Raw genomic sequence first — 21,291 nt, 5'->3', positions numbered from 1 at the left:
GACGTCCTTGTTAGACAAAATTAAGACTGATTTTGTAGAAACTTCCAATTCCGTGTTTCTAGGAATAGAGAAGCCAAAATCATATATATGCCAATTAACACTAATTGGGATATGCGTATAAGAGTGTTGCTATCGATGTCACCGGAGCTCATCAACGTGCTACCAACCAGTACGAGCAACGTACTAAATGCAGTGGCGAAAATAGGTGCTTTTTCGGGAACCGTGTAGATCTTGGTAGCCATAAGAATGGCAATAAGTCCTATAAACAAAGAATAGAAGACAATGTTGGGTACTATAGAAAGAATTGAAAAAGCAGCAATCGCCAGCAATCCCCCGATACCGTTACTTATCACCAAAAAAGCGCTCAACTTTATCGACTTCTCTGACGTAATCATCAACGATAACAACGCAATGAACATCATTGTCAGTAAAGCTTCAGATATTTGAAAAATAAAGAAAAAGCACACCACTGGATAGGAGATAATCATCGCCCTAAAGGCCGCATACCAACGCTGTTTCTTTTCGAGTGGCGCAGCAGCGAAGCCTGAGAACGCCGATTTTGGCTCAGGGAAAAATACATGCACTAACGCAAAACAGGAATGTGTGTAACCATAACGCTCTGCCAGGTTAGAATAATGTTTTAAGTCGTTATCAAAGCGGCGTCGATTCCAGCACCCTGTCAGTGAATCCGTTTCCACCAGCATTCTTAATCGACGCTCCAATATCTTGCGTCGGCTAATATCCGTAAAGGTCACCACGTACTTGTTATTGTGCGGCAGAATTTCAGTTAGCTTTTCCACCACAACGTTTACGGTAAACTGCTCACCAAGTCGACTGACGCCACTCAACTCACCTTTCCATCTCTGGTTTTCCTTCAGTGAGCGAGTAATGGTCGTGATTAGGCTGCTGTTATTCATAAAACAGAGATCAGAAATCGGACGAGATTCGACTTGGTCAAAGGCATAACCTGAAACCCGAGAGAATTGTTGATTCACTTGTATGACCCTCAATTGACTATCGAGGACAATAAAACCTGCGACACCATCAATGATCGCTTCCGACAAGTTATTCTTGCTTTGAGCCATTTCATGTCGATAAAGGCGTGCGGGAATAAGAGTGCTAAGTAAAAACAACGCACACACCGAAAAAAACATGGCTGGCGTAGAAGCAATACTCAGCAACCACAAGCTAAATGCCATATTGAGGACAAGTGCAGACACCACGTATAGCGGCATTTTTCGGTCATAACTTAACTTGTTCATAGTTTGCTCTGGTGATGGGCGAATGACTATGATGGCTAAGTTTTAATTAAGATATTTACCATTTTACGACACATACAAATTCAAATTACATATCGAACAATAAGTGCATAGGGTTACACTAACTATTAAGCGGAAGAGATTGAAAAGATTCGAGACCGCCACTTTGAATGCCAACCAGTGCCGGGTTACCTAGGCCTACTAACCGAATATCTCCGTCAAAATAACGAATAAACAAACGGTTAGTGGCCAAGCTCGTGTTTACTGACTTGGTAGATTACTGAACGGCTAGCTCCCCTCTGTGTACCCAGAATGCTCGAACATGGTCATAAATCAGATTAAACACAAACGCGTAAATGGTAATAAAAATGGTCACGCCGATGTCCATCAAAAATGCTTGCCATAACCCCACGTTAAGTAAGTATGCCATCACAGGGATCGTCGCGATCAACAAGCCAGCCTCAAATAGCACGACATGAAAAACACGTAATTTGAGCGAACGCTTTGATTTTTCACCCGTGAAATAACGATCAAAAATACGGTTAAAACAGTAGTTCCAAATCATCGCGATAGTCGCAACAACTATCATGGTTCCTGATAAGGCATTCACATCGTGATCAGTAAATATCGCTAAACCTATAATTGACAGTGTGACGGCCAATACTTCAAACAACACCGAGTGGAAAACTCTCTCTAACGTACTCATACATTCCTATAGCAATTTATAACATGGTGGACTTACCGAAATTATGTCACCGAAAACAATAAGAGAAAGTTAACAGCCATCACGTTTAGTGATAGCTTAAGTATAAGTACCCCATTTTGTATTGAGCGAGAGATAACATGTACAGTTTTGAGCAACTAAAAGTCTTCGTCACGGTGTGTGAAAGTGGCTCTTTCTCTGCCGCCGCTCGCAAACTGAAACGAGCTCAGTCTGGGGTAAGCCAATCGATAGCCAACCTCGAAATTGCCATTGACCAAGAGCTGTTTAACCGAGAGAAAAACATCCCCGTTTTAACCAGCAAAGGTAAAGCGTTATTGCCTGTGGCTAAGTCCATTCTTGACCAGCAAAAGTACTTCGATCAAAAAGTAGAATCGCTGACCCAAGAAGATGAGCACGAACTGATCATTGCGGTTGATGAAAGCATCATAGATAAGAGCCTCATTAAGATAATCAGCTCACTCGCCGATCAATTTCCAATCACACACTTCGATATCATTACCACCTCAACCTTTGATGTTGAAGACCTAGTAAGACGAGGAAAAGCACAGATTGGCATCATCTACGCGGATGGCGAACTGAAGGTCGATATGGATTTCTTTTTGCTGGGCCAAGCGCGTTTCCTAACTGTTAGCTCTGCCACTCACGAACTGAGTCGCATGTCCGTTGTACAAGACTCAGACCTAAAGCGCTATCGCCAATGTGTGCATCGCAGCTCAAAACAACGCGAACTGTGGTTCACCTACGGTATTAGCTCGATGCTTTGGTACGCCAACAACCACAAGACCATTGTTGATCTCGTTGAACAGAACGTGGGTTGGGCTAATGTGCCCGAGATGATGGTGATGGAAGGCATTCAAAAAGGCGACCTTGTGGCGTTGCCTGTTTCGCACGAGCATGGTGGTTGGATTACTCCAGTGGGATGTTTGGTGTCTCGCAGCCACATCAACGGCCCAGTTCTCACCAGCCTTATTGAGCAGCTTAAGGGGCACTCACTGCAGTACAATCAATGGCAAGCCAACTAGCCTCCCCTGTTTACAAAACATCTCTATTTTCAAAACATCGTCAATTCAGAGATTCAATATCGGCATGGAACACACCACCGCTACCTCATTTCTGCTTATCTTGCCGATAAATATCTTTGTCGTGTGGATAAAACACCCTAGTTGATGTCCCAAAGTGACATAACTACTATGCGATCCCAACGGGTTTGTCTTTTCAAACGAATATAGACAGGCCCAAATCGCTCTTTAACACCACTGACCCAACTTCAAATCTCCCAGATAAGCGCTCAGCCTTGCCGTTGCTTATATCGGTTTCAAATAGATCACTTTTTGAATATTAATTCGCACCCAGTTTATGAGCGCTCTTTGAGTGCTTTTTTATATCTAAATGAACCTTTTGGAAAATTTGTCGTGAACGTTTTAAGAAATATTTGCCCTGAGAAAATGGGTAAAGAGCGTAACAAACGAGAGTATGATTTACGCGTACTTAATTGTGTCAGTGAAAGCGAATATGAATCGCGTATGGCGGTTTGGAATAGCCTAGCGTTAACTGCTACTCCGTCTGCTTCGGAAACAAAGGGCTTCATCGATGAGTCTTTCAACAAGCTTCAACAAGACCTAAAAGAAGCTAGCCGTGAGTTATCGATTAACTACACGGACTTCATCGCAATGGCGCATGAAGAGATCAACTACATTAAGGTGTTTGTGGCTGATAAAACAGCACAATACGGTTGGTACGCTGCGATCGTTCTTATGGTCATCGGCACGGTTGCTCTGTGTATTCAGTAAGTTAGACCACAAATTTTACTGGCTACTGCATCGAGCGCTTTAATGCGCTCTAACTAGAAAACAAATGACGAGTCTCATTTGTTTTCTAGCCACCACAAACTCACTCTCCCATCAAAAACAACAAATCTTGGGTCGCTTGTTTCGGGTCTTCTGCGTGACATATCGCTGAGACCAAGGCTAATCCATGAATACCTGTGTTAACCAACTGCGGAATGTTCGACTCGTTGATTCCACCGATACCCACAATCGGCAACTTCGTTGTTTCCAAAGCCATTTGAATGCCTTCATAACCCCAATGTTTCTTTAGATTCGTCTTGGTCGGTGTGGCAAAAATCGCACTGAGACCAATGTAATCGATCGGCAAACTATCTGCTTCTTGTAGCTGCTGTTCAGTTTCAATTGATAACCCAAGAATCTTATCCGGACCAATCAACTGACGTGCTAACTCCGCAGGCATATCCGATTGCCCCAGATGCAAACCATCGGCATCAACGGCTAATGCCACATCGACTCGATCATTAATGATCAGCGGCACACCCGTTCCAGCTAAAACCGATTTAACGGCCTCTGCACGCTCAATGAACGCTCTTACGTCCCCATGTTTTTCTCTTACTTGAACCATAGTGACGCCACCAGCAACCGCTTGTTCAACCACGAATTTAAGCGTTTCTAGATCTTGTTGGTCGTCAGTCACCAGATAAAGTTTATAAGGGTTCATCGCGTACCTTTGAAGTCGATTTCTAAAATTGGTTTTCTGCCATTTTACCGACAAATCACATCCTATGCATGGAAGTTAGCACTTAATTCCTTAAGTTAGGCGGTTGAATTCAAATACGCAACTCGTTGAAAGCATGTCGAAAAGCCCGATTTTTCTAACAAAAGCGTTACTTATTACACAAACTATTCGCTTTAGCATGCCCAGAATGCTGTTTTATGAAATACTCCCCTATGAAGGAATCAGGTAAATATAGGGATAGTTATGCGCCACCTTTCTATAGCGCTCAAGATCAAGCTGGGTTATGCCATCTGCTTGCTCTTTTTCGTCATTTCAGGCCTTGTGAGTTACAAAGGTATTCAAACCTTGTCGAACGGCTTTAGCCAGTACAGTGACCTCAGCCACAAGGCGACATTGTCAGGCAACATTCAAGTGCACTTTCTTCAGATGCGTTTAGCTTCTGAACGTTACTTAGAGTCATTGGATGATCAATACGAAGCGAATTATCAATCGAGCAAACTTGCGATTGATGAACTGCTGAACAACTTAATCCAAACCACCACCAATACTGATAGCTTGTCGAGCCTGCAATTAGTGCAAGACAGCGTTGCAGCTTTTGATGCGGCTTATGGATCAATGAAACAGAGCCAACTGCTCATTGACCAGTTAGTGAACGTGGAGATGGTCACACGAGAAACCAACGCACTGAAAGCGGCTCAGAGCTTATTGTATGAGTCTTACAATAACAATGATCCAAACGCGAGCTTATACGCAGGCATGTTGATGGAGAACTTCCTCGCAGCCAAGATCACAGTGCTGAGTTACTCAAACAACAACGACCTCAAAACCTATGAAGCTGGTAAAGACATTTTTGAATATGCTCTGCCAGGTATAGAAGGCGATATTGAATCTCTTAAATCATCTCCTTATCAAAGTGAATTGATTGAAGATTTCTCTAACCAACGGGAAGCGTACGCGAAAGGCTTTGAGCAAGTTCATCAACAGATGATTGAGAACACGCAAAGAACCGTTACCCTCGCCTCTATTGGTGACAGCTTAGCGATTTCGGTAGCTGATGCTCAGAGCATTCTAGAACAACAGAAACAAGCATTAACACCAGAACTGCAAGCCAGCGAAAAGCGCTCGATTCAAATCATCATATTGCTGACGGGTGTGGCTTTAGTTATTGGCATGACGAGCGCCGTGTTGGTGACTCGCTCTATTACTAAAGGCATCGCACAAGTTAAACAGATCACCAACGAGCTTTCTCAGGGCAACCTGAATGTGGAAGTGAACATTGAGAGCAAAAATGAGATTGGCGAACTGCTGACTAATATGGAGATCACCATTGAATCTCTGCGCGATATTGTTGGCCAAGTGAACCGTTCTAGCGTGCGTATTGGTGAGATGTCGGAGTCACTCAATCAAGTGACAAATAACAGCTCGACCAACGCAACACAATTGAACAGTGAAATGATCAATATCTCTTCTGCCGTTGATCAATTAGCTTCCAGCACATCAGAAATTGCGGCAAGTGCTAACCACGCGTCTCAAGTTGCCAACCAAGCCACCGAGAATGTGGCGATGGGACTGAAAGAAGTAGATAAGACACTGCATGAAATTGGTAGCGCCGATGAAAGCATGCAGGTAAGCAGCCAAAAAGTGACCGACCTACATAAAGAGTCGATGAACATTGGTGCCATTCTTGAAGTAATCAAAGGCGTTTCTGAGCAGACCAACCTGTTGGCATTGAATGCGGCTATTGAAGCTGCGCGCGCAGGTGAACAAGGTCGCGGATTTGCAGTAGTAGCCGATGAAGTAAGAACGCTCGCTAAACGTACCCAAGACTCTGCTAGCCAGATTGATGAGCTCATCACCTCACTACAACGTGGCGCTAAAGATGCGTTAGAGTCTATCAAAGAGAGCCACAGCACGGTTTCAGACGCTTCAACGCAGGCGCAGCAAGCTTCTCAGAACTTACATGTGATTAATCAACACATCCAAGATCTGAACCAAGCCAACAGCCAAATCGCGGTGTCGGTTGATGAGCAGGATCGTCTTACCAAATCACTGGGTGAAAACGCGCAAGGTGCAAACACTATTGCTCAAAGCAACCAAGAGTCGGTAAGCAGCATTTCAGGTGCAGCGAGCGACTTAACCGAGGTTGCTCATCACCTAGAGAGCCAAGTTAACCGATTTAGAACCTAGCCAGCCAGTCTATACACAGCTGACACAGTTCCAAACCAGTAATAAAAAGCCCCCTACACATAAGTGTCGGGTGCTTTTTTAAGTTAATCTAACTCTAACTTGTGGCTTAGAGTTAGATTAGCCCTACTGAATCTTCAAGCGTTGAATCAGAGTCTCTTCGTCTAACTGATACAACTCATCAAGCAAGTTAATTTGCAAGCTACCTGGGCCGCGAGAGTTTTCAGCCGCGATTTCACCAACCACGCCTAATACCGCTGCTGCAGCTAAACCACTATCATCACCAACAGCCGCGAAAGCACCCGTCAATGCAGTTAAAGTACACCCCATACCCGTCACATACGGCATCATTTGGTGTCCATTGTTTAACGTCACCACGCTGTCTTTGGTGACAACGTAATCTGTCTCACCAGATATCACCACATTTGCACCGTATTCAGCCACTAAGCACTGTGCAGCACCTAACGCAGCATCACTGCTATCAAGCGCATCAACGCCTTTGCTCTGCGCTTGTTCGCCCGCTAACGCGATAATCTCAGACGCGTTACCACGAATGATCAACTTATCGGCTAAGCGTGCAATTTCACGAGAAGTCTCGGTACGCAACGTACTTGCCCCACAACCCACAGGGTCAAGAACCACAACCTTGTTGTTCGCGTTCGCTTGCTCAACAGCAAAACACATTCTTGGCGTCCAAACACTGTCGAGCGTGCCGATGTTAATCACCAAAGCACCAGAGAAAGACATCATCTCTGCCAGTTCTTGTTGCGAGTGCGCCATAATAGGCGAAGCGCCAATCGCCAATAACGCGTTGGCCGTGTTGTTCATCACTACATAGTTAGTGATGTTCACAACCAGTGGTTTTTGCTCTCGTACTGCGCGTAGCGATTGAATAATTTGTTCAGTAAGCATGGGTAAATCCTTATTCGTGAAAGTCGCTTTTAAGCCGCTGTTGAATCATCAAGAGCGTTCAGCCCTTGCTGCCAAAAAGCCACTTCCATACGCGTTGCGGTTTTGAAGATATGAACGATGTTCTGACCGCGTTCGCTGTTGATATCAATTTCAGCAAGCAACTGATTGAAGTATTCCGCGCCCGTTGCTACGCCAGACTGGAACTCTTCACTGCCATACAGTTGCAGCCAGCTTGCGTATGGGTTGCCTTCCAAAACAGTATCACTGCTTTCTAACAGCGCTTTACCAATCACGGCATAACCGATTGAACACGGAGCCAGTGCCGCATATAAGTCGACAAGATCACCCGTCATACCCGCATCTAGAACGTAGCGCGTGTAGGCAACAGTGCCGAAATCTTCAGGTTCGTTTTCTAAATCCGATTCGGTTAAACCCCACTGACCACAGTAAGTCACATGGTGAGAGATTTCAGAATCTAGCAACGCATGAACACTTGGCAGTGCACGACGCATATCAGCCAGTGTTTTTGCCTTGTAAATCGCCAACGCATAAGCGCGAGCATATTGCTTCAAGAACAGAAAATCTTGTTTCAAATAATGCAGAAAACACGGCTGAGCAAGAGTGCCGTTTGCCAGCGTTTTAACAAAAGTGTGCTCTGTGTAGTCTTGCCAATCTTGTTGACAGGCTTGGATTAAGTCTTGGTATTTCATGAGATTCCTTAGTCAAAAGTCGGCACGTAGTAAGCGGCTTTTGGTAGTGATTTGATGATGCCTTTGTCGAACATGAACTGCGCATAGTCATCGTAACGTTTTAGGTCAACTGCTGAAGGGCGAAGTGCAAAACGAGTCAGTGTGTCGTTCCATGCGCGCTGGTTAAGTTCGTTGTTTAACGTATCTGGTGAATACGCAACAAACTCGCTCCATGATTCTTGTGGGTGGTTCACGATGTAAGTTGTTGCTTGCTCTAATGCTTTGTTGAACGCTTTGATCGCTTCATCATCGTGCTGCTTTGCGTTCGCAACAAAGATAAGCTCATCGTAAGCTGGCACACCGTGCTCTTCTGGGAAGAATGCTTTTGCTTTAAAGCCTTCAAGGGCTAGCTGGTTAGTTTCGAAGTTACGTAGGCCACCCCAGATTGCATCTACCTTGCCTGATGCCAATGAAGATGAAAGTGCCCAACCGACATTGATGGTTTGCACGTCTGTAAATGCAACATTTTCTTGAGCTAGCATGGTACCGATAGTCGCTTCTTCGTTACCCGCAATCGCGATACCGATCTTTTTGCCTTTCAGATCCGCTAATGAATCGTTCTTGCCGTTATCCAGTACCATTAGTGTGTTCAGTGGCGTCGCGATAAGGGTTGATGCACGAACTAAAGGAAGACCCGCTGCCACATCCATGGTTAAACTTGGTTGGTAAGTTACCGCTAAATCGACCTTACCTGCCGCGACCAATTTTGCTGGCGTGCTTGGGTCTGCTGGTTCTTGGATTTCAACCTCTAAGCCTTGGTCAGCAAAGTAACCACGCTCTTGAGCAATCACAATCGGGCCGTGGTTCGGGTTTACAAACCAATCCAACATCAATGTCAGTTTCTTTTGTTCAGAGTCCGCTAGAGCATGACCTGAAACTAACGAAGCAAGCAGTGCCACTGCACCTACCAATTTGGTATTTTTCATAGTTAACCTTTCCTTTTGAATATTATTATTGTGTTTATAGAGCTCATTTTTAACGAGCTATTGTTGAGATAAATAGCGTTGAGCGAAGCCTTATTAAACAAAGTGTTATTGAGCAAGCCATTACTGGTTCTCCCAAGGGATAGCTTTTTTGAGTAATTTGTCTGTGATGAAGTAGAGCGAGATAGAGAGCACCGCCAAGATAAACAAGGCAGCAAACATCTCATCAATGATCATTCGTGCATTGGCTTGCAGCATTAGATAACCCAGCCCTTCACTCGAACCTACCCACTCGCCAACAACTGCGCCAATTGGGGCGATAACCACAGCCACACGAATACCCGACGCCAATGTTGGCAGTGCAGCAGGAAGTTGAATGTGGCGTAGCAGTTGCCATTTCGATGCGCCCATCGTCTTGGCAAGGTCAAGATAGCCTGTCGGTGTATTGCGCAGACCGTCGTAACAACAAGTGGTTACTGGGAAGAAGATAATGATCGCCGCCATCACCACTTTTGAGGCGATGCCATAACCAAGCCACAGCATCAGTACTGGCGCGATCGCAAATACAGGAATCGCTTGGCTAGCAATCAAGATAGGCAACAGCCAACGTTTCAACGGATCAAACATCAACATCTGCAAGGCGAAAAACAGCCCCATAGACAAACCTAGCAATAGCCCAAGTAAGATCTCTTGTGCGGTCACCCAAGTGTGTTTGAGTAACACATCGTAGCGTTCAATAAGCTTGAGAAAGACTTCTGCGGGAGCCGGAAGAATGAAGCTCGGCATTTCGAAAACAACGACCACAAGTTGCCATAGGCCAAGAATCACAACACTGCTGATAAGCAAACGCATAACGGGATTCATCTGACTTGAACGTTCAGTGCTAGACTGCACGTTCGTTGACTGAGTGACAGCTTCGCTTCGCGTTAGATCATTCATAATCACGCTCCAGCTGATCTAAGATCGCTTGTTGTAACTCAGCGCATTCACCGTCTAACACTCGTGGTGTTGATGTGAGAGGCACAGATAAAGACTGAGCATTCGCAGGTATGCCTTGCAACACATACAAGTTATCCGCCAAACGCACCGCTTCTTGTGGATCATGGGTGATCAACACAACGGTTTTATCTCTCAACAGCTCACACGCTAAGCTCTGTAGTTTGTGTCTCGTTACCGCATCCAGCGCAGAGAACGGCTCATCCATCAGCACCACTGGCTTGTCTTGCATTAAAGTTCGAGCCAAAGCGACACGTTGACGCATACCACCAGACAACTGATCCGGCATCGCATTCGCATAATCAGCCAAACCAACCGCAGCGAGCAACTCGAGTGCTTGATTGGTTTGCAGTGCTTTGTCAGAAGCTGAATTTTGAAAACAATGACTCAGACATACATTGTCGATAACCGACAGCCACGGCAGTAACAAATCCTGCTGCGCCATGTAAGCGATGCGATCCGTTAAAGGCAATTCATCAGAGGTTGTCAATGTTCCCTGCCACTCCACCTTGTCGTCCAACAAGCCTGCCAGATAACGCAATACCGTGGTTTTCCCGCAGCCACTTCGACCTAGCAATACCGTCCACTTACCTGCGTTTAAGCTAAGCGACAATCCCGATAAGGTTGCGTGCTCACTGTCGTTATAACGTAAAGAGGCATTGCTGAGCTGAACACCCACCGTATTAACGGACATTCCCGTGCCCAGCGAAGAAGTGATTTACGGGCCCATGACCTTGGCCGACTTGCAACTCATCAGCATGAGCAATCGCGCGCGAAATGTATTGTTTGCCTAGCTCAACAGCCTCTGACAGCGTGTTGCCTTGCGCTAAGAAAGAAGCAATAGCAGATGAAAGCGTACAACCCGTACCGTGGGTGTTTTTGGTAGGAAAACGCTTCGCACTAATCAAAGCAGACGTGGTTGGCAGAATCAGTAAGTCGTTACTGTTCTCATCCTTCTCTAAATGACCGCCTTTGAGAAGAACGGCTTTAGCACCTAGTGCACGCAGGTCTTCAATCATATCCTGCATTTCGGCTTCGCTTTCAGGCACAGCTTTGCCCGTTAGTGCTGCGCCTTCCGGCAAGTTAGGCGTAATGATGTCTGCGAGCGGAATCAGTTCTTGTTTTAGCGTGGTGATCGCCGAGTTTTCTAAAAGAAGGTCGCCACTTGTCGCCACCATGACAGGGTCAATCACTAGGTGTTTAGGTTGGTATTGTTTGATTTTGTCCGCGACGACTTTGATGATTTGCGAATCCGCCAACATGCCGACTTTTACCGCCACGATATTCAAATCGGTAAACACTGCATCTAACTGACTAGCGACATGCTCTAGTGGGATTGGAAATATAGCGGACACGCCTTGGGTGTTCTGAGATGTAATCGCGGTAATTACCGAACAAGCGAAGCTACCCGTTGCAGACATGGCTTTAATATCAGCTTGAATGCCCGCGCCACCACCACTGTCAGAACCCGCAATGGTCAAAACAATCGGAGTATTGATCGAAGAAGATTGGTTTTCTGGTGTTTGAGTGCTGTTAGGTGATACTTGAGAATTGGAATGCTGTGTCATGGTCGCTCCTACTGTCTAAAAGACGTAAGAGAACCGAACTTTGGCCGCAAAGAGAGTGTGGAGGTGAAAGCAATGAGAGATCATTGTTGAACCACGTAGGCAAAGTAATCATAGTTCCCTACGCCAGTGTTAACTGAATCAGGTTCAACGGGTCTCGAATAACGATCTCAGCAAACACCAACTAAGGTATATGCCCCCCGACTATTGATAACGATAGTAACAGCACTCTCGCAACTGAGATACTCATTTTATTCAATTATAAGAATCACGCATGAATTTAATTCAATTAATCCCGTTTTAACAAATACTTATAATGGCTTTTTAGTTGGCTGAGATTGGATGAATAAACACATCACTATCAAGAACATACCTAGCCATCCAACCAATGGAATAAGCTCACCCACAATACACACGGCCAACACGGCGGCAACGACTGGCTCAAGTAAGGTAATCAAGTTGGCGCTACTCGCTGTGACATGGCGTAGCCCAAAACTGAAAGCGATATAGCCTAAACATTGAGGAAGTAACACCAAGTAACTCACCACCAATATATTGGTATTCGATGCGAACAAGTTATCCCCCGTAAACCAAAGCGTTGGCAGTAGCAACATCGCTCCTAGCCCAAATATGCTGCCCATCGCTGCTTGCGACTTAATGCCTTCGTCTATCAGAGCTTTTGTCGCCCATGAATAAATGGCGTAACACAACCCAGCAATCACCCCTAATCCAATGCCCAAAAGCTTCAGATCGTCACCAGAATCATTCGCTGATGATGATTCTGAAAATACCAGTAGCCCAATACCAACCACGCCAATGGCAAAGCTCGTTAACCAACGTTTGTTGATATTATTCTTTTTGCTAATAAGACACTCTAAAAGTGCAGAAAAGAAAGGAGCAGTAGCTATCGACACCACTGTGCCCATTGCGACACCCGATAACTTCATCGAAGAGTAAAAAGCCAGAGGATAGATCGCCAAAGCCAGCGCACTCGCCGCTAACAACTTTTTGTTGAGCAAAAGCTTATCAAGTGAAGATAAGATCTTTCGATACGCCAAGACTGCTTGCATTAAGCCGCCGACGCCCATTGAAAAAGCACCAATCGCTAATGGGCTGAGATCAGGCGCAAAGCTTGCGGCGGTGCCTGTCGTGCCCCATAAAACAGAAGCAAACACGATGGCTAAAGTGCCCGTTTGGAATTCGTTAACGCGATTGATGGCAAGATTCATTTCTATTACCTAGTCTATTTTCATTTCTGAAATAGATAATAGTGAACATATACTAAGTTGAGTTTGCCAAAAGGACGCTATTCTTGTTTTGGAAGACTCTCTTTCATCGAGCCCAAAAACGCCCTTGGAGACATGCCAAAGTGCTGAGAGAAGCGTCGACTGAATGCAGACAAGTCACTATAACCCACATTTTCTGCGACCAATTGAACGGGTAAATCGGTATGGCTAAGCAAGGCTTGAGCTTTCTCCATACGATAGCGAGTGATGTACTTAAGCGCACTGATTCCAATGCACTCTTTAAAGCGCTTCTTAAATTGAGTGGGGCTCAAGCAAGCCGTTTCTGCAAGCTGAGAAATAGAGAGAGGCTGGGCGTAATTATCCGCAATGAGCCTTTGGACCGCTCGAATACGAGGGTCGATGCTCTTGCTGACTTTTTGTTGCTCTAATAACAGTGAAAACACATCCAAGATGGATGATTCAATGCCACTGTCCACTTGGTATTCCAACTGCTTTTCAACAAACAGCAAGAAGCTCATTAAGGGTGGCGTGATAGTAAACACCGAGAGCTCATGCTCTAACAAGTGCTGCGGTAACTCTGCCATATCTGCGACAATAAACCGCGCTGCTTCATCCGCCTTAAACGCATGCGCTGTGGTTACCGGAATCACCACGCATTCGCCCACGGCCACCTTGCCGACATATCCCACCATTTCAATACTAATACTCCCTTGAATAGGCAGCACGAGTTGATGGTAGCCATCATGGGCATGAGTATTAAATTGCTTGGTGTAAGATCGAATGCTTAGGCTAGATTTCATGAGCAACGCCGGAATTCAGTTTATTGAAACATGAGTGTTAAAAAGAAATTACATGATTTAAGCGAGGGAGTCACATCGGACTAGTATTTTTGTCGTATCTCTTTCTAGCCTTTCTAAGTCGGATCAAAAAAGCCGTTTAAGTATTGATACTCAAACGGCTTTTTACTCAAGTCTAATTAGCAATCTCAAGAACAGTTAACCGAATCGGCTATCACTTCCTAACAAAATCGCTCATTCAGACTCTATTATTTTTGAAGTTGCTCTTTAGCGGCTTCAACCTTAGAAAAATCTAGGCCAAGCTCTTCAACTGCTTCTTTGATTAGCGCAGGGTTTTGCATTACCTGGCCCATCAGCATTTGAAGTTTATCTTGTGGTAAGCCAAGTTGGCTGATCGTCGCCATTGCTGCAAGAGGGTTCTCGGTCAACGTTTTGAATAGCTCGCTGATCTGCTCGTCGCTAATATTGTTCTCTTTCAACATTGCTAAAATCGGGTTCATTTTTTTGCCTTTGAAACACTAAATTAAGTAGGAGCACAGCATACCATCTAGCTGTGCTCGATTGTACTAGCAACTTATACTTTGCCTACTGTGAAGTAACCCTAAGCCTAGCGAGACTCTAATGGGTAAGAGCGGTAGCTCCACATACCATAGGTTCTAAGCGCATCTCGGTAGATACCTAGTAGCTCACCATCACTCGCCTTCTTAAGATCTGCGAGTGGCTTGTCTGGGTAAGAAACCGTATCAAAAGTAATGCCCTGAGGGCCGGTTTGCCAGCTAGCGATTTCAAACAGAGTTTGACCACGACGAACATGGCTTGCCGAGCTAATAATGGTCGCGTGCTTAATATCATGGCGAGCAAGTGCGTAGCTACTGAATAAGGCATTGCCTACCGTGCTGGTCGCGTAATTCTCTTCGATGATGCGATCTTTGCTTACCCCTTTCTCGATAAGCCAATCCGCCATTAACTTACCTTCAGTCTTGTGGTTCTTGGGCACGCCACCCGTTAACACGATCATCGCATCTGAGTTCGCCTTAGCCATCGCCAATGTTGTCTCAAGACGCTCAATCAAAATTTGATGCATAGAGCCGTCTGGATTAAGCGCATAGCCCAAAGTGACAATCGCGCCATGATGATCAAGCAAGCCTTTATCCGCAGACTCTTTCAACGGTGTTTCTAACACGCGGTCGACCGTAGCAAAAATGCGTTTGATGTCTTCTGCTTTACCTTTGTTCAGGCTTTCCAGTTTCTCCATGTGCTTATTGGATTCACTTTCATTGCCTTCAAATCGCTGCCAAACCGCAAGGTAAGCATGAAGATCAACATCGTCTGGTGCAACCGTCAGCGCTTGCTCAAACAGCTCAATAGCGCGCTCTGCATTCTTGTTGTAGATCTGAGCGTTCGCTGCCGAGATAACCAAATCAGTACGGTAAGGTTCTAGTTGGTAAGCTTCTAACAATCGGTTAGTCACAATTTCCATGTTGCTTGGCATTTTAGCCGTAAAGCCCGCGTGAGAAATTCTTGCCGGAGACTTAAACGCCTGCAACGCATCAAGAAGTAATTGGTCGACAACTTGTCGCTTAGTCACCAACTGCGCGTAATCCGCAGAAGCCTGTACTGCGCCGTCGTTAGCAGCAAAAGAATAAGGTGTTGCGCCAAAAGCCAGCATGCCACCAAGAGCGAGGGCGATAATGTTCTTTTTCATGAAAAGATCCTGTGTCGTTAAGTGTTCACATCAGATTTGCTCACCAATGTAAGTCCCTAAGATTAAAAAACCGTGAAGCACACCTTAATCTCTAACGTTTATATTCATTTGTTGCATAAGGTGTGGCAGCAGATCACGATTTTGAACTTACCAATAAGCCTGTGCATCCAGATAATTCTGGTTTGAACCAGTGCTCAACGTTTTTGTTGGAATATCTGACTGCGGATTTCATACGCCCTATCCCGCCAAAAACCACCCATCACAAATCCGAACTCCGCATAAAGCAACGAATCAAAAAAACCACTTTAAGCTCATTTTTTCAACAACTTAAAATCCAACACACTGAATCGCGCGATTTTACCCCTCGCTCAAATAACGAGGTCTTCAACACATAGAGTTGGAATGCGAGTCAGAAGATCTTCAAATAATTCAAAATCAACCATTGAACGATCGTTCAAGTGGTGCTTTAATAAATGACCAATACAAGGAGTTACCCCATGCTTAAGTTCTATTTTCACCAAACACCAAACCCAATGAAGATCGCTCTGTTTTTGGAAGAGACAGGCCTAGATTTTGAACTTGTTCCTGTCGATACCTTAAAGGGTGAGCAGCATTCACCGGAATATCGTTTAATCAATCCAAATGGCAAAACGCCTGCGATTGAAGATGAAGGACAACGTGTATTCGACTCTAACGCTATCCTTCTGTATCTCTCAGAGAAAACAGGCAAGCTTGGCGGTCAGCCAGAAGACAGAGCTGAACTACTCTCTTGGATGATGTTTATCGCGAGTGGCCTTGGTCCATATTCAGGCCAATCGGTACACTTCCGCCATGCTGCACCAGCAGGCTTAGACTACGCTGTGAACCGATACCTACGTGAAGCACAACGTCACTACGAAGTGTTAGAGAAGCATATGGAAGGTCGTGAATTTATCGTAGGAAATGAGTACACCATTGTCGATGTCGCGGCATGGGGTTGGATTGATAAAGCACCGGTTGTGCTTGGTGAAGAAGGCTTAGAACCTTACCCGAACTTGAAGCGCTGGTTCGATGCAATCAACGCCCGCCCTGCTGCACTGCGTGCTCGCGAAATCGGTAAGGATGTTGAATTCAAAACCGAACGTGATGAAGAAGCGAAACGAGCACTGTTTCCTTCGAATTATGCGAAGTAGAAGAAGTAAAGTCTGATAACAAGGCTCAGTAGTAATCTGCTGGGCCGTTCCTGCAACTTGATTAATCATCAGTAACCGCCCTATCCGTCCAGACTCAAAAACTTCCATCCTGATTCAATCGCCCCGTATGTGTAATAAGTATTCTAAAAACCGTAAGTAACTGTTGTAAGTCATAAAATACAGATTTAGAGCTACTTGATATGAGATCATAATGATATTCTACATATCATTATGATCTCATAGGCTTTAAAACGAGCCTTTAAACTAACCTGTGCGTGGTTGGTATCAATACGATAACCAGCTTTCTTTACGCGACTTACTAGACCCAAAGTAGACTTTCAGTTTCAGTGCTCTGATATAACTACCGATAACGAAGGGGGGGTCTTGTATGTGAAGTTTCGTTGATAACAGAAAGAATTGGTAAGTTAACCTCTTAGCTTACAAACGACATACAAACAAAGTAGAAGACGGTGATATGAGACTAACTGCAACACCAAGTTTAACGACACAAAGACATCGTTGGAAAAGACATTTAAGAACTAAGAAAAACTATCAACCTAACAACGATAATGTAACTTCCAATACACATGAGACTTCAAAACCTGTTTCTCACGTTGCAGATATCCAAGGGGCAAAAATTGCGAAGGAGTTCAATAAACTACATCTAGAACGCAAAGCCTTGAGTAAAAAATCGTGTAGATCCGGGACATATAAATTCCCTGTCCCAAAGAACTTTGACATCTATAATAATCCTGAAAACGTTTTTTCTGGCTTAAGTGAGCTATTTTCTGCTGCAACTTCAAAGCACGTCAAAAGGATTCAATTTTCTCACAAATCACAAAACACCTGTATGGCAAGCGAAGCTTTACTCGGTATTCTTGCAACTGACTTATGCAGAGCTAGAGCACAAGGGAAACATCCTTTACAATTGAAAGGAACAATTAGTGAACAAATTGCTACTCATGAGCTAATCCATGAAGCAGGAATCGTCGCAGAGCTTAATCATGCAAAAATACTAGCGGGTGAACCTTTAACTACATCCAAAGGTTCATTTGTATACAGAAACGAAAGCAACAAATTTGAGTCTGCTAGTGCTACAGCGGATGATGCAAAAACAAACGTCGCTGAAGAGTGCATTGATAGCTTTTGTGATGGCTTAAAAGTTCTGGCTTTGAAGATGCACGATGATGTACAAGCTGAATTACAGATGTGTTTAGCTGAAGTATTAGACAATGCGGAAGAACACTGTCACCGAACGGCTCCTAATTGGTACGTCAGAAGCTATTTAAACTGTAGCCACGAGAGCCAAAGGTATTTTGAACTCATGGTCATGAACATTGGTCACTCAATTGCCGAAACATTCAATGAACTACCTACAACTAGCGCAGCCAAGAAGCTAGCGCAAGATTACGTAGATAGGCATAGTGCTACATTCGATTCCGACGCCCTAACAACTGTAGCTGCGTTACAAGGAAATATAAGTTCAAAAAAAGACGAGGAACCAACCAGAGGGCAAGGAACCGTTCGATTAATTGAGACATTTGAATTAATATATAAAGCCTATACTGAACTTAGAGGTAATGGAAACCATAAAGATCGAGCTATGATGAATATTATTTCTGGCTCTACTTTAATCCATTTTGATGGGAAGCTCTCTTCCAAGACAACCGCAAATGAAGATGGAAGCGAAGATGTACACATTCCTTTAAATGAGGAACAATCTTTGAAATTCCCACCAAGTTCTAAATGCGTAAGAACAATGGATAATAATCATTTCCCAGGGGTCATGATTAATATTAGGATTCCACTAAATGGTAGTACTGTTCCATTAGATAATCTGCAGGAATGACATATGTCTGAACAAAAAATTGATTTCACAAAGATTGAAGGGAAATTACTTTCAGGTAGAAAGAATGGCGAACGTGCGCATAAATTACTTGGCATAAAACTTGCCGATGGCTACAAATTTGTAGCAAGACAAGAGCAGTTGATAACTAGTTCATACTTTCTTGGTTTGATGAGTAATGAGCTTCAAGAACTAAGCTCATCGATCGACATTGAAGAGTTAATGGCCCGACTAGACACAACGGACCTCAATGAGAAGAGCAAGAATGAATGCACTAGAGCTATTCGTCGTAGTATTACGACCGCTAGAGCTCTTTAGGTATTGATATGAGTCGTTTGCTATGTTTATTCTTAATCTGCCTCAGCCATTATGCTTTCGCTGAACCATCAAATTCATACTTCGACGTCGATAAGAAAGATTCTACGATAACACTCAAATTAGAAGGTAAGGCTTCAGATGATGACGGAATTTCGCTTGAAACTGTCTTCGCAGGCTTTGCTGTTCTAATCTCAGTATTGTCTTCTGTGCACACTCACAAACTCACAAAAAAACAAAAGAAAGAGTCTATCCATGACCTTTTTTGGCTTAGAGAAGTGATTTACCCAAACTGCCTAAAACATTTCGTTACTTTTATAGATGAAGCACCACAGTTGTTCAGGGCAAATGGGCAAGATATTGATGACTTTTGGGAAAGCTATGGCTTAGAAGAAACAAACAAAATTCGAGATAGCTTCATATGGCTGGTCTCTGTAAACACCCAATTAAAGGACGACGCAGAACGAATTATGGATGATTTAGATGACAATATAGCTGACGTAAGCTCAGCTGAAGAGCTCAACTTGATACTAAGTCAAACAGCTGAAAAATTCATTGCACTACTAAAAAACACACAAGAAGAGATCTGATATCTTACAATATAAACCTAACTTTCTAGATTAAGTTCTTGTATAGCCTACTGGTTAGTTCGAAGCGATTTCCTTGTTATAAGGTAAGATAAAACATCGTAGTTATTATCCCTTTCCCTGATAATAACTCACTCTTTTATAAAAAGAGCCGCTAAAAAGCGGCTCTTGATCTTCAAACTATTCCAATCCGTTCAGATTACTCTTTACCGAATACGTTGTTCTCTTGCTCTTGTACACGGATAAAAGTCGTACGCTTAGTTAGCTCTTTAAGCTTTGCTGCGCCTACGTATGTACAAGTTGAACGTACACCACCAAGGATGTCAGAAATTGTGTTGTGAACAGAGCCACGGAACGGAAGTAAAACAGTTTTACCTTCAGCAGCACGGTACTTAGCAACACCACCTGAGTGCTTGTCCATAGCCGACTGTGACGACATTCCATAGAACTTCATGAATTGCTTACCGTCTTGCTCTACAACTTCGCCGCCTGACTCAGAGTGACCTGCTAGCATGCCGCCTAGCATTACGAAGTCAGCACCGCCGCCGAACGCTTTAGATACGTCACCCGCACATGAACAGCCACCGTCACCGATGATCATGCCGCCAAGGCCGTGTGCTGCGTCGCCACACTCGATGATTGCAGAAAGTTGAGGGTAACCTACGCCTGTTTTAACACGTGTAGTACAAACAGAACCAGGGCCGATACCAACCTTAACGATGTCTGCGCCAGCTAGGATTAGCTCTTCAACCATGTCACCCGTTACAACGTTACCAGCAGAGATAACTTTAGTCGGGAATTCAGCACGTACTTTTTGTACATACTCAACTAGGTGCTCTGAGTAGCCGTTAGCGATATCAATACAGATAAATACGAATTCGTCGCTAAGCGCCATGATTTGCTTAGTTTTCTCAAACTCAGCTTCAGAAGTACCTGTTGAAACAAATACGTTGTTCAGCGTTTTCTTGTCTGCTGTTTTTGCGAACTCAGCCCACTGCTCTACTGTGTAGTGCTTGTGTACTGCAGTCATAACACCGTGCTCTGCTAGAGCAGCTGCCATTTCAAAGCTTGCTACCGAATCCATGTTCGCTGCAATTACTGGAGTACCAGACCATTGACGACCGCTATGCTTGAATGTAAAATCGCGGGTTAATTCAACTTGAGAACGGCTTTTAAGGGTAGAACGCTTCGGACGGAAGAGTACATCTTTGAAACCTAACTTAAGTTCTTGTTCGATACGCATGATAATTTGTCCTGTAATCATATTACGTGTCGTGCGTTTTCGGTAAGCGTTGGCAGACGCTTTACTGAGTTTCGGACACAAAAAAACCGGAGCGTTGGCAGACGCTCCGGTTTTCAGCATTATAGGCTGTGATTTACTAACAGCAAGTCTGATATTTCATTTTTTTTTGTGCTATCCTCTCAAAGATTCCATATCTGGTAAAAGCTTCCCGCCCGTCATTTCCTACTAAATTCATAGTAATTAATAACTTAACAACATATTCACGCAAACGCTGTCGGTTTATTGCGCAAACGTTTCCCTTGCAAATTCGGCGAAAAAATCTTCGATAAGGCAAATTTGTGAAAAAAGTGCCCTTTAATCACATAAAAATCACACTTTTCTTGAATCAAAAAATGCGTTTTTTCTTAAATAATTTCATTTTTTTCTGACTTTTTTCGCTTCGAGTGCCGATCTCAGCCCTCTTTCATTAGCCCTGAAATTTTTAAAGTACAAAGGCAAGATCGATTAGCACGTTCGAAACTTGGATGAGCGGGGTAAAGTC

Annotated in this window: 20 protein-coding genes, 2 pseudogenes and 1 riboswitch; of the genes and pseudogenes, 7 read left to right on the top strand and 15 right to left on the bottom strand. The window is 44.1% G+C overall.

Going from position 1 to position 21,291, the window contains the following annotated elements:
- Positions 1-20: 20 nt before the first annotated feature.
- From A136_RS23160 to A136_RS02835, 3 genes and pseudogenes are all read right to left on the bottom strand, one after another.
- Positions 21-593 (bottom strand): annotated as a pseudogene (locus A136_RS23160) (DUF2955 domain-containing protein); the annotation flags it as partial.
- Positions 582-1,262: pseudogene (locus A136_RS23155) on the bottom strand (PAS domain S-box protein); the annotation flags it as partial. The pseudogenes A136_RS23160 and A136_RS23155, both read right to left, overlap by 12 nt.
- Before the next feature lie 274 nt (positions 1,263-1,536).
- Positions 1,537-1,965 carry a PACE efflux transporter gene (locus A136_RS02835; RefSeq protein WP_017064411.1) on the bottom strand — a complete coding sequence of 143 codons (429 nt, stop codon included), beginning with the start codon at positions 1,963-1,965 and terminating at the stop codon, positions 1,537-1,539.
- 137 nt (positions 1,966-2,102) lie between these two features.
- Between A136_RS02835 and A136_RS02830 the strand changes: the two genes are divergently transcribed.
- Both A136_RS02830 and A136_RS02825 read left to right on the top strand, forming a co-directional pair.
- A complete protein-coding gene (locus A136_RS02830) occupies positions 2,103-3,005 on the top strand; it encodes a LysR family transcriptional regulator (RefSeq protein ID WP_017064410.1) in 903 nt (300 codons plus the stop codon).
- A gap of 423 nt (positions 3,006-3,428) precedes the next feature.
- Positions 3,429-3,773 carry a hypothetical protein gene (locus A136_RS02825; protein WP_017064409.1) on the top strand — a complete coding sequence of 115 codons (345 nt, stop codon included), beginning with the start codon at positions 3,429-3,431 and terminating at the stop codon, positions 3,771-3,773.
- Between the two features lie 100 nt (positions 3,774-3,873).
- On the opposite strand, the gene thiE is transcribed toward A136_RS02825, so the two are convergent.
- Positions 3,874-4,491 carry a thiamine phosphate synthase gene (gene thiE / locus A136_RS02820; RefSeq protein WP_017064408.1) on the bottom strand — a complete coding sequence of 206 codons (618 nt, stop codon included), beginning with the start codon at positions 4,489-4,491 and terminating at the stop codon, positions 3,874-3,876.
- 261 nt (positions 4,492-4,752) lie between these two features.
- Here thiE and A136_RS02815 point away from each other — a divergent pair, with 261 nt between their 5' ends.
- A complete protein-coding gene (locus A136_RS02815) occupies positions 4,753-6,696 on the top strand; it encodes a methyl-accepting chemotaxis protein (RefSeq protein WP_017064407.1) in 1,944 nt (647 codons plus the stop codon).
- A gap of 123 nt (positions 6,697-6,819) precedes the next feature.
- Here A136_RS02815 and thiM read toward each other — a convergent pair whose 3' ends face one another.
- The 10 genes from thiM to A136_RS02765 all read right to left on the bottom strand — a co-directional run bounded on the left by thiM (position 6,820) and on the right by A136_RS02765 (position 15,587).
- Positions 6,820-7,605 carry a hydroxyethylthiazole kinase gene (thiM, locus tag A136_RS02810; RefSeq protein WP_017064406.1) on the bottom strand — a complete coding sequence of 262 codons (786 nt, stop codon included), beginning with the start codon at positions 7,603-7,605 and terminating at the stop codon, positions 6,820-6,822.
- Between the two features lie 29 nt (positions 7,606-7,634).
- The gene (gene tenA, locus A136_RS02805) at positions 7,635-8,315 is read right to left on the bottom strand and encodes a thiaminase II (protein WP_017064405.1); all 681 of its coding nucleotides are present in this window, start codon (positions 8,313-8,315) and stop codon (positions 7,635-7,637) included.
- A gap of 8 nt (positions 8,316-8,323) precedes the next feature.
- Positions 8,324-9,280, bottom strand: coding sequence for an ABC transporter substrate-binding protein (locus A136_RS02800; protein WP_017064404.1), 957 nt, complete (start codon positions 9,278-9,280; stop codon positions 8,324-8,326).
- Between the two features lie 120 nt (positions 9,281-9,400).
- Complete coding sequence (locus A136_RS02795; RefSeq protein ID WP_017061914.1) at positions 9,401-10,216, bottom strand: ABC transporter permease; 816 nt, start codon at positions 10,214-10,216, stop codon at positions 9,401-9,403.
- Complete coding sequence (locus A136_RS02790; protein WP_017064403.1) at positions 10,209-10,967, bottom strand: ABC transporter ATP-binding protein; 759 nt, start codon at positions 10,965-10,967, stop codon at positions 10,209-10,211. Before A136_RS02790 ends, A136_RS02795 begins: the two co-directional genes overlap by 8 nt.
- The gene (gene thiD / locus A136_RS02785; RefSeq protein WP_017064402.1) at positions 10,957-11,841 is read right to left on the bottom strand and encodes a bifunctional hydroxymethylpyrimidine kinase/phosphomethylpyrimidine kinase; all 885 of its coding nucleotides are present in this window, start codon (positions 11,839-11,841) and stop codon (positions 10,957-10,959) included. Before thiD ends, A136_RS02790 begins: the two co-directional genes overlap by 11 nt.
- 98 nt (positions 11,842-11,939) lie before the next feature.
- A riboswitch (TPP riboswitch) is annotated at positions 11,940-12,051 on the bottom strand.
- Positions 12,052-12,149: 98 nt separating this feature from the next.
- On the bottom strand, positions 12,150-13,067 hold the full coding sequence (locus A136_RS02780; protein WP_017064401.1) for a DMT family transporter: 918 nt from the start codon (positions 13,065-13,067) through the stop codon (positions 12,150-12,152).
- Positions 13,068-13,144: 77 nt separating this feature from the next.
- A complete protein-coding gene (locus A136_RS02775; RefSeq protein WP_017061918.1) occupies positions 13,145-13,885 on the bottom strand; it encodes a helix-turn-helix domain-containing protein in 741 nt (246 codons plus the stop codon).
- A gap of 245 nt (positions 13,886-14,130) precedes the next feature.
- Positions 14,131-14,382 (bottom strand): DUF2999 family protein, encoded by a 252-nt coding sequence (locus A136_RS02770; RefSeq protein ID WP_004731647.1) that lies wholly within the window; start codon positions 14,380-14,382, stop codon positions 14,131-14,133.
- Positions 14,383-14,489: 107 nt separating this feature from the next.
- Entirely contained in the window at positions 14,490-15,587 is a 1,098-nt protein-coding gene (locus A136_RS02765; RefSeq protein ID WP_017064400.1) for a YdcF family protein, read from the bottom strand.
- 497 nt (positions 15,588-16,084) lie between these two features.
- On the opposite strand from A136_RS02765, the gene A136_RS02760 reads away from it, so the two are divergent.
- From A136_RS02760 to A136_RS02745, 4 genes are all read left to right on the top strand, one after another.
- Complete coding sequence (locus A136_RS02760) at positions 16,085-16,759, top strand: glutathione S-transferase family protein (RefSeq protein WP_017064399.1); 675 nt, start codon at positions 16,085-16,087, stop codon at positions 16,757-16,759.
- 475 nt (positions 16,760-17,234) lie between these two features.
- A complete protein-coding gene (locus tag A136_RS02755; protein ID WP_017064398.1) occupies positions 17,235-18,608 on the top strand; it encodes a hypothetical protein in 1,374 nt (457 codons plus the stop codon).
- 3 nt (positions 18,609-18,611) lie between these two features.
- Positions 18,612-18,923 (top strand): hypothetical protein, encoded by a 312-nt coding sequence (locus A136_RS02750; protein ID WP_017064397.1) that lies wholly within the window; start codon positions 18,612-18,614, stop codon positions 18,921-18,923.
- A gap of 8 nt (positions 18,924-18,931) precedes the next feature.
- Entirely contained in the window at positions 18,932-19,510 is a 579-nt protein-coding gene (locus A136_RS02745; protein ID WP_017064396.1) for a hypothetical protein, read from the top strand.
- A 196-nt stretch (positions 19,511-19,706) separates the two neighbouring features.
- On the opposite strand, the gene A136_RS02740 is transcribed toward A136_RS02745, so the two are convergent.
- Positions 19,707-20,750 (bottom strand): GMP reductase, encoded by a 1,044-nt coding sequence (locus tag A136_RS02740; RefSeq protein WP_017062429.1) that lies wholly within the window; start codon positions 20,748-20,750, stop codon positions 19,707-19,709.
- Positions 20,751-21,291: the final 541 nt, after the last annotated feature.

This window comes from Vibrio crassostreae 9ZC13, assembly GCF_000272045.2.
Classification (GTDB): Bacteria; Pseudomonadota; Gammaproteobacteria; order Enterobacterales; family Vibrionaceae; genus Vibrio; species Vibrio crassostreae_C.
This window is presented reverse-complemented; position numbering and strand designations above follow the sequence as displayed.

Excerpts from the sequence above, each read along its gene's own strand:
- A136_RS02835 (WP_017064411.1), bottom strand. The coding sequence starts at position 1,965 with ATGAGTACGTTAGAGAGAGTTTTCCACTCGGTGTTGTTTGAAGTATTG.
- A136_RS02830 (WP_017064410.1), top strand. The coding sequence starts at position 2,103 with ATGTACAGTTTTGAGCAACTAAAAGTCTTCGTCACGGTGTGTGAAAGT.
- A136_RS02825 (WP_017064409.1), top strand. The coding sequence starts at position 3,429 with ATGGGTAAAGAGCGTAACAAACGAGAGTATGATTTACGCGTACTTAAT.
- thiE (WP_017064408.1), bottom strand. The coding sequence starts at position 4,491 with ATGAACCCTTATAAACTTTATCTGGTGACTGACGACCAACAAGATCTA.
- A136_RS02815 (WP_017064407.1), top strand. The coding sequence starts at position 4,753 with ATGCGCCACCTTTCTATAGCGCTCAAGATCAAGCTGGGTTATGCCATC.
- thiM (WP_017064406.1), bottom strand. The coding sequence starts at position 7,605 with ATGCTTACTGAACAAATTATTCAATCGCTACGCGCAGTACGAGAGCAA.
- tenA (WP_017064405.1), bottom strand. The coding sequence starts at position 8,315 with ATGAAATACCAAGACTTAATCCAAGCCTGTCAACAAGATTGGCAAGAC.
- A136_RS02800 (WP_017064404.1), bottom strand. The coding sequence starts at position 9,280 with ATGAAAAATACCAAATTGGTAGGTGCAGTGGCACTGCTTGCTTCGTTA.
- A136_RS02795 (WP_017061914.1), bottom strand. The coding sequence starts at position 10,216 with ATGAATGATCTAACGCGAAGCGAAGCTGTCACTCAGTCAACGAACGTG.
- A136_RS02790 (WP_017064403.1), bottom strand. The coding sequence starts at position 10,967 with ATGTCCGTTAATACGGTGGGTGTTCAGCTCAGCAATGCCTCTTTACGT.
- thiD (WP_017064402.1), bottom strand. The coding sequence starts at position 11,841 with ATGACACAGCATTCCAATTCTCAAGTATCACCTAACAGCACTCAAACA.
- A136_RS02780 (WP_017064401.1), bottom strand. The coding sequence starts at position 13,067 with ATGAATCTTGCCATCAATCGCGTTAACGAATTCCAAACGGGCACTTTA.
- A136_RS02775 (WP_017061918.1), bottom strand. The coding sequence starts at position 13,885 with ATGAAATCTAGCCTAAGCATTCGATCTTACACCAAGCAATTTAATACT.
- A136_RS02770 (WP_004731647.1), bottom strand. The coding sequence starts at position 14,382 with ATGAACCCGATTTTAGCAATGTTGAAAGAGAACAATATTAGCGACGAG.
- A136_RS02765 (WP_017064400.1), bottom strand. The coding sequence starts at position 15,587 with ATGAAAAAGAACATTATCGCCCTCGCTCTTGGTGGCATGCTGGCTTTT.
- A136_RS02760 (WP_017064399.1), top strand. The coding sequence starts at position 16,085 with ATGCTTAAGTTCTATTTTCACCAAACACCAAACCCAATGAAGATCGCT.
- A136_RS02755 (WP_017064398.1), top strand. The coding sequence starts at position 17,235 with ATGAGACTAACTGCAACACCAAGTTTAACGACACAAAGACATCGTTGG.
- A136_RS02750 (WP_017064397.1), top strand. The coding sequence starts at position 18,612 with ATGTCTGAACAAAAAATTGATTTCACAAAGATTGAAGGGAAATTACTT.
- A136_RS02745 (WP_017064396.1), top strand. The coding sequence starts at position 18,932 with ATGAGTCGTTTGCTATGTTTATTCTTAATCTGCCTCAGCCATTATGCT.
- A136_RS02740 (WP_017062429.1), bottom strand. The coding sequence starts at position 20,750 with ATGCGTATCGAACAAGAACTTAAGTTAGGTTTCAAAGATGTACTCTTC.